Genomic DNA, 6,438 nt, shown 5'->3' on the forward strand with positions numbered 1-6,438 from the left:
CGGCCATGCCGATCAGCGACGAGATCAAGAAGACCCTCAGCGACCCGACCCCGCTGTACGCCCTCGCGGGCGCCGGCGACCTGGCGTACGAGAAGCTGCGCGAGGTGCCGGGCAAGGTCGAGGCGCTGGCCGCCGACCGCAAGGGCACGCAGGAGAAGGCCGCCGCCGCGCTCCAGGAGGCCGGGGCGAAGCTGGTCGGGGCGCAGGCGAAGGTGACCGAGACCGTCACCGGGCTGCCCTCCGACCTGAAGGGCATTCAGGAGAAGGTGCAGGGGCTGGCGCTCCAGCAGGTGGGCCTGGCACTGGAGTTGGCCGTCAAGGCCAAGGAGGCCTACGACGAGCTGGCCGTCCGCGGCCGGACCGTGGTGGAGAAGAACCAGCCGTCCCCCGGCACCGCGCCCGAGGAGACCGTAGAGGCCGAGCTCGTGGAGACCGAGGCCGAGCCCGTGGTGCTCGACCTGGAGCCGGAGCCGGAGTCGGCTGCTCCCGCCGAGGAGGCCCCCAAGCGCGCCCCCCGCGCCCGCAAGCCGAAGGCCGCGCCGACCGACGCCGAGTGAGGTGGACCGGTGCCGAGCACCGAGAGGTGCGAAGCGGGCCCGAACCGGGCACATCCGGGCAGTGCGGCTCGTTGTCCCGGCGACGGCCGCCGGGCCGTGCCACCATGGGCGGCGGTAGTGCCCGGATCACACTGAGGAGGAGGCGGCAGCGGTGGCGTACATCCTGAGCTTGCAGTTCCTGAGCCCGGAGTGGTGGTTGTCGTTCGCGATCATCGGGTTCAAGCTGTTCGCCTTCGTGGACGCGGTGACCAGACGCGAGGACGCCTACCGGGCGGCGGACAAGAAGACCAAGCCGTTCTGGCTGGCCCTGACCGGTGCGGCGCTCGGGCTCGACCTGCTGCTCGGCGCCTCGGTGTTCAGCCCGTTGACGCTGATCGGCCTGGTGGCCTCGATCGTCTACGTGGTGGACGTCCGCTCCGCGATCAAGCAGCTGACGGACGGCCGCGGCAACAGCAGCCGGAGCAACAACGGCCCGTACGGGCCCTGGTGACGACCGGTCACACGTGCACGGAAGGAAGGGCGGGCCGCGATGCCCGCCCTTTCGCGCGTCCGGAGGAGCCCGGAGGAGCGGCGTGGCCTCAGCCCATGATGAGCGGCACCGGCTGACGCTCCAGCAGCAGCACCGCGACGTCGTCCGCGAGCGCCCCGCCGTTCAGCTCCTCCACCTCGGCGATGGCACTGTCCACCAGCCGCCCCCGGGTCAGCCCGCCCGACTGGTGGTCCGCTATCAGGCCGATCAGCCCGTCCTGGCCGAGCCGCCGCGACCCGGCGCCGATCCGGCCCTCGATCAGCCCGTCGGTGTACAGCAGCAGGCTCCAGCCCGGACGGAGCGTCAGCTCCTGGGTGGGCCAGGCGGCCCCGGGGTCGTCGCAGTGCAGCAGCCCGAGGGCCGGCCCGGCCTGGTCGGCGGGGAGCAGGGAGGGTTCGCCGTCCCGGCTCATCAGCAGCGGGGCGGGGTGCCCGGCGAGGTACATCCGGGCCTGTTCGTCGGCGGCCGTCGGGCCCTCGGCGGAGGGCGGGGAGAGCACCAGCAGGCAGAGCGTCGCGAAGATCTCGTCGCTGCGGCGCTCGTGCTCCAGCACGTGCTGGAGGGTGGAGAGCAGGGTCTGGCCGGTCAGCCCGGCGAAGACCAGCGAGCGCCAGGCGATCCGCAGCGCGACGCCGAGCGCCGCCTCGTCGGGGCCGTGCCCGCAGACGTCGCCGATCACCACGTGCACGGTGCCGTCGTCGGTGCGCACGGCGTCGTAGAAGTCGCCGCCGAGCAGCGCCCGGCTGCGGCCGGGGCGGTAGCGGCGGGTGAAGGAGAGCCCGGCGCCGTCCAGCAGCGGGGTGGGCAGCAGGTGCCGCTGGAGACGGGCGTTCTCCTGGCCGCGCAGCTCGGCCTCGACCAGGCGCCGCTGCGACTCGTCCGCCCGGCGGCGCTCGACCGCGTACCGCAGCGCCCGGGCCAGCAGCGGCCCGTCGGTCTGATGGCGGATCAGGAAGTCCTGCGCCCCGGCGGCCACGGCCGCCGCGCCCAGCTCGGCCCCGGCGGCGTCGGTGAGCACCACCACGGCCGTCTGCGGGGCCCGGCGGAGGAGTTCGTGCAGACCGTCCAGACCCTGGAGCGGGCCGGTCTGGTCGGCCGGGTCGGGGAGGTCCAGCAGCACGCAGCTGAACTCCACCTCGCGGGGACGTCCGACCGGCCGGCGCCCCTGGCCCCTCGTCCGGGAGAGCCGGTCGGCGGCGGAGAGCACGCCCTGCGCCCAGTGCAGTTCGATCGCGGCGCCGGACTCGGCGACCAGCTGCTCCAGGAAGGCCACGTCGGTGTAGTCGTTCTCGATCACCAGCAGCCGGAACGGCGCGTCGGTGCCGTTGGCCCGAGGGTGCGGTATCGGCACCGCGGCCTCGGCTACGGCGCCCGGCCGGTACGGGGCGGCTGGCCCCCGCCCGTCTCCCGTTGCGGGCATTGGTCGGTCCTCCCTTTCCCCGACAGCGCAACGGCTGGGCCAGCCGTGGGGTGCCCGGATGGCACCGGGTGTCGGAGAGCTTTGGTGACCATAACGCGGCCGGAGCCCTTTCCTCCGGCTGACGGGCGGCTCTGTGGCTATCACCACGCGACCGGGAGAACGGGCTGGCCTCGGGCGGAACGATTCTGGTATGGACCGGTGTGGAGACAACGGAAGGGTGGGAACGGTGACGCGCATCACGTCGGTCGAGGGTGACATCACGGCGCAGGAGGTGGACGCGGTGGTCAACGCCGCCAACAGCTCGCTGCTCGGCGGGGGCGGCGTGGACGGGGCGATCCACCGCCGCGGCGGGCCGGAGATCCTGGCCGAGTGCCGGGCCCTGCGCGCCTCCAGGTACGGCCGCGGACTGCCCACCGGACAGGCCGTGGCCACCACCGCGGGGCGCCTCCCGGCCCGCTGGGTGGTGCACACCGTCGGGCCCGTCCACCTGCCCGAGGAGTACGCGGCGCGGGCCGAGCTGCTCGCCTCCTGCCACCGCGAGTCGCTGCGCGTGGCGGCCGGGCTCGGCGCCCGGACGGTGGCCTTCCCGGCCATCTCCACCGGGGTCTACGGCTGGCCGATGGCGGACGCCGCGCGGATCGCTGTCCGGGCCGTGCGCGAGGCGGTCGTGGAGTACCCGGAGCTGACCGAGGTGCGCTTCGTGCTGTTCGGACCCGAGGCCCACGGGGTCTTCCGGGACGCCTTGGACGCTCCGGGCCCGACCGGCTGAGACTTCGTCAGTTTGGAGGGCGCCGTCCGCGTGGTCCGGGCCGTCCGGGCTGTCCGTGCGGTCCGCGCCGTCACGGGGCGAGCGCGGACCACTCCACCGTGAGCTCGCCCTGCCGCCACCGGCCCCGGGCGTCCACCAGCGGCCAACTGCCGGACATCGAGCGGCAGGTGGCGATCCACCGTTGCCGGGCGCCGAACGCGCCGTACGGGGCGGCGGCCGACCAGGCCCGGTCGAGGTCGGTGAGGAAGGCGTGCACCGGGCGGCCCGGCACGTTGTGGTGGATCAGCGCCTTCGGCAGCCGCTCGGCCAGCTCGGAGGGCTGGGTCAGCCCGGCCAGCCGGGCCGCGAAGGTGACCGTCCGGGGCCCCTCCGGGCCGAGCGCCACCCAGACGTGCCGCCGGCCGATCTCGTCGCAGGTGCCCTCCACCAGCAGCCCGCCGGGCACCAGCCGTCCGCACAGCCGCTCCCAGACCGGGCCGACGGCGGCCTCCTCGTACTGCCGCAGCACGTTGGCCGCCCGGATCAGCAGCGCCCCGTCCCTGCCGTCCAACGGCACCTCGAAGCCGCCCCGCCGGAAGGTCAGCAGCGGCGGTTCGGCGTACGGCAGCGCGGCCGCCACCCGCTCCGGCTCGATCTCGACGCCCACCGTCCGGACGTCCGGCCGCACCGTGCGCAGCCGGGTCGACAGCTCCACCGCCGTCCACGGCGCCGCCCCGTACCCGAGGTCCACGGCGGTCGGCGGCCGCTCGGCGGAGCGCAGCGCCGGGCCCAGCGCGTGGGCGATCCACCGGTCCATCCGCCGCAGCCGGTTGGTCCCCGTCGTCCCCCGCGTCACCGTGCCCTCGGGCCGGGCTCCCCGGCCACGGGCGGGAGAACTGTGCGGAACGGACGGCGCGACCATGCACGCAGCCTAACCGGCAGGGCCCCGCGCCCCCGGGGTGACCACGGTCGCCCCCGCTCCGGCGGATTTCCGCAAGCGGGAATGCGACGTGACATAGACGTGGTTGTCTCCTTGGACGATTGCCCACGGGCCGGAGCGCGGTGCCCAGGGGAGCGACGAGGAGGCTCAGCCAGGTGACCAAGCACCCCGCCCGTACGGCGGCGCGACGTTCCCCCCTGCTCCCGCCCACCCTCGGGCGCCTGCAGAGCCTGGTCGGCCGTCGCCGCCCCCACCGCATCGCGATGCTCAGCGTCCACACCTCCCCCCTGCACCAGCCGGGCACCGGCGACGCGGGCGGGATGAACGTCTACATCGTCGAGCTGGCCAAGCGCCTCGCCGCCCTCGACATCGAGGTCGAGGTCTTCACCCGGGCGATCAGTTCGGACGACGCCCCCACCGTCGAGCTGGCCCCCGGCGTGCTGGTCCGGCACGTCACGGCGGGCCCGTACGAGGGGCTGGTCAAGGAGGACCTCCCGGCCCAGCTCTGCGCCTTCACCCACGCGGTGCTGCGCACCGAGGCCGGCCACCGCCCGGGCCACTACGACCTGGTGCACTCGCACTACTGGCTCTCCGGCCAGGTCGGCTGGCTGGCCGCCCAGCGCTGGGGCGTGCCGCTGGTGCACACCATGCACACCATGGCCAAGGTCAAGAACGCGGCGCTGGCCGAGGGGGACACCCCCGAGCCGGCCGCCCGGGAGATCGGCGAGAGCCAGGTGGTCGAGGCCGCCGACCGGCTGATCGCCAACACGGCGGAGGAGGCCGAGGAGCTGGCCTTCCACTACGCCGCCCGGCAGGACCAGCTCGCCGTGGTCCACCCCGGCGTCAACCTCGACGTCTTCCGCCCCGCCGACGCCCCGGACGGCCGCGCCGCCGCCCGGGCCCGGCTCGGGCTGCCGCAGGACGCGGCGGTGCTGCTGTTCGCCGGGCGGATACAGCCGCTCAAGGCGCCAGACGTGCTGCTGCGGGCGGTCGCGGCGCTGCTGGAGCGCGAGCCGGAGCTGCGCCGCCGGCTGATCGTGCCGGTGGTCGGCGGCCCGTCCGGCACCGGGCTGGCCAAGCCGGAGAGCCTGCAGAAGCTCGCCGCCCAGCTGGGCATCTCGGACGTGGTCCGCTTCCACCCGCCGGTCGGCCAGCAGCAGCTCGCCGAGTGGTACCGGGCCGCCACCGCCCTGGTGATGCCCTCGTACAGCGAGTCCTTCGGCCTGGTCGCCCTGGAGGCCCAGGCCTGCGGCACCCCGGTGGTCGCCGCCGCGGTCGGCGGCCTCCCGGTCGCGGTCGAGGGCGGCCGCACCGGCACCCTGGTCCCCGGCCACGACCCGCTGGACTGGGCCCGGGCGTTGCGCCCGTACGTGACGGACCGTGAGCTGGTGCACCGTCAGGGCCTGGCCGCCGCCGCCCACGCCGCCGCCTTCGGCTGGGACCGTGCCGCCGCCCGCACCGCCGAGGTCTACGCCGGAGCGATGCAGCACTCCACCGCCCTCCTGGCCGGCCTGCGCCTGGCCTGACCACGCGGCCCGGCCCGAGGCCCGGCCCGAGGTCCGGGTGTGACGGGGAGTCAGGCGGCGCCGAGGGCGTACCCCCGAGTAACGTCTGCCCCATGGCAACCCCCACCAAGGACGACGCCCTGGCCCTGCTCCGCACCGCCCTGGACGAGGCGGGCGTGGCCTGGGAGCCCGCCGCGACCGACCCGTACACGCTGGTCGCGACGCTGCCCGGTACCCGCAAGCTGGCCACTCCCTGCGCCCTGCGGGTCGGCGACCACACCCTCTCGGTGAACGCCTTCGTGATCCGCCGCCCGGACGAGAACCACGAGGCGGTCTACCGCTGGCTGCTGGAGCGGAACACCAAGCTGTTCGGCGTCGCCTACGCGATCGACGGTCTCGGTGACGTCTACCTGGCCGGCCGCCTCCCGCTGGAGGCCCTCACCCCGGCGGTGGTCGACCGGGTGCTCGGCAGCGTGCTCGGCGCCGCCGACGAGCCCTTCAACACCCTGCTCGAACTCGGCTTCGCCACCGCGATCCGGCGCGAGTGGGAGTGGCGCACCAAGCGCGGCGAGTCCACCCGCAACCTGGAGGCCTTCACCCACCTGGCCGCCCCGGCGGCGGAGCAGGCACCCGCATCCGAGGCCGACTAGGGTGCGTATCTGGTTGTGATCAATCTGCGGGTTTTGCCTCGGCTGTCGCGTCTGATCCGGTAGACCTGTCGTGTGACACGAGTGCAACT

The 6,438-nt window shown here is 74.7% G+C and carries 7 protein-coding genes; 5 read left to right on the top strand and 2 right to left on the bottom strand.

Annotated features, from left to right (window positions below; all coding sequences use genetic code 11):
- Positions 1–5 precede the first annotated feature (5 nt).
- Together ACZ6ZR_RS29455 and ACZ6ZR_RS29460 are read left to right on the top strand one after the other, a co-directional pair.
- Positions 6–557, top strand: a complete 552-nt coding sequence (locus ACZ6ZR_RS29455) for a hypothetical protein (RefSeq protein ID WP_465647425.1) — start codon at positions 6–8, stop codon at positions 555–557.
- A gap of 160 nt (positions 558–717) precedes the next feature.
- Positions 718–1,047: a DUF2516 family protein gene (locus ACZ6ZR_RS29460; protein WP_465647436.1), complete on the top strand. Its 330-nt coding sequence runs from the start codon at positions 718–720 to the stop codon at positions 1,045–1,047.
- An 88-nt stretch (positions 1,048–1,135) separates the two neighbouring features.
- Here ACZ6ZR_RS29460 and ACZ6ZR_RS29465 read toward each other — a convergent pair whose 3' ends face one another.
- Complete coding sequence (locus ACZ6ZR_RS29465; RefSeq protein WP_465647426.1) at positions 1,136–2,506, bottom strand: PP2C family protein-serine/threonine phosphatase; 1,371 nt, start codon at positions 2,504–2,506, stop codon at positions 1,136–1,138.
- 190 nt (positions 2,507–2,696) lie between these two features.
- Here ACZ6ZR_RS29465 and ACZ6ZR_RS29470 point away from each other — a divergent pair, with 190 nt between their 5' ends.
- A complete protein-coding gene (locus ACZ6ZR_RS29470) occupies positions 2,697–3,275 on the top strand; it encodes an O-acetyl-ADP-ribose deacetylase (RefSeq protein WP_465647428.1) in 579 nt (192 codons plus the stop codon).
- A 70-nt stretch (positions 3,276–3,345) separates the two neighbouring features.
- Here ACZ6ZR_RS29470 and ACZ6ZR_RS29475 read toward each other — a convergent pair whose 3' ends face one another.
- Complete coding sequence (locus ACZ6ZR_RS29475; RefSeq protein ID WP_465647430.1) at positions 3,346–4,176, bottom strand: class I SAM-dependent methyltransferase; 831 nt, start codon at positions 4,174–4,176, stop codon at positions 3,346–3,348.
- 173 nt (positions 4,177–4,349) lie between these two features.
- Between ACZ6ZR_RS29475 and mshA the strand changes: the two genes are divergently transcribed.
- Together mshA and ACZ6ZR_RS29485 are read left to right on the top strand one after the other, a co-directional pair.
- Positions 4,350–5,720 carry a D-inositol-3-phosphate glycosyltransferase gene (gene mshA / locus ACZ6ZR_RS29480; protein ID WP_465647432.1) on the top strand — a complete coding sequence of 457 codons (1,371 nt, stop codon included), beginning with the start codon at positions 4,350–4,352 and terminating at the stop codon, positions 5,718–5,720.
- A 92-nt stretch (positions 5,721–5,812) separates the two neighbouring features.
- A complete protein-coding gene (locus ACZ6ZR_RS29485) occupies positions 5,813–6,349 on the top strand; it encodes a type III secretion system chaperone family protein (protein ID WP_465647434.1) in 537 nt (178 codons plus the stop codon).
- Positions 6,350–6,438 lie beyond the last annotated feature (89 nt).

It is taken from the genome of Kitasatospora sp. NPDC088742 (assembly GCF_055584905.1).

Coding starts and splice junctions, on each gene's coding strand:
- ACZ6ZR_RS29475 (WP_465647430.1), bottom strand. CDS start 4,176: ATGGTCGCGCCGTCCGTTCCGCACAGTTCTCCCGCCCGTGGCCGGGGA.
- ACZ6ZR_RS29470 (WP_465647428.1), top strand. CDS start 2,697: ATGGACCGGTGTGGAGACAACGGAAGGGTGGGAACGGTGACGCGCATC.
- ACZ6ZR_RS29465 (WP_465647426.1), bottom strand. CDS start 2,506: ATGCCCGCAACGGGAGACGGGCGGGGGCCAGCCGCCCCGTACCGGCCG.
- ACZ6ZR_RS29485 (WP_465647434.1), top strand. CDS start 5,813: ATGGCAACCCCCACCAAGGACGACGCCCTGGCCCTGCTCCGCACCGCC.
- ACZ6ZR_RS29455 (WP_465647425.1), top strand. CDS start 6: ATGCCGATCAGCGACGAGATCAAGAAGACCCTCAGCGACCCGACCCCG.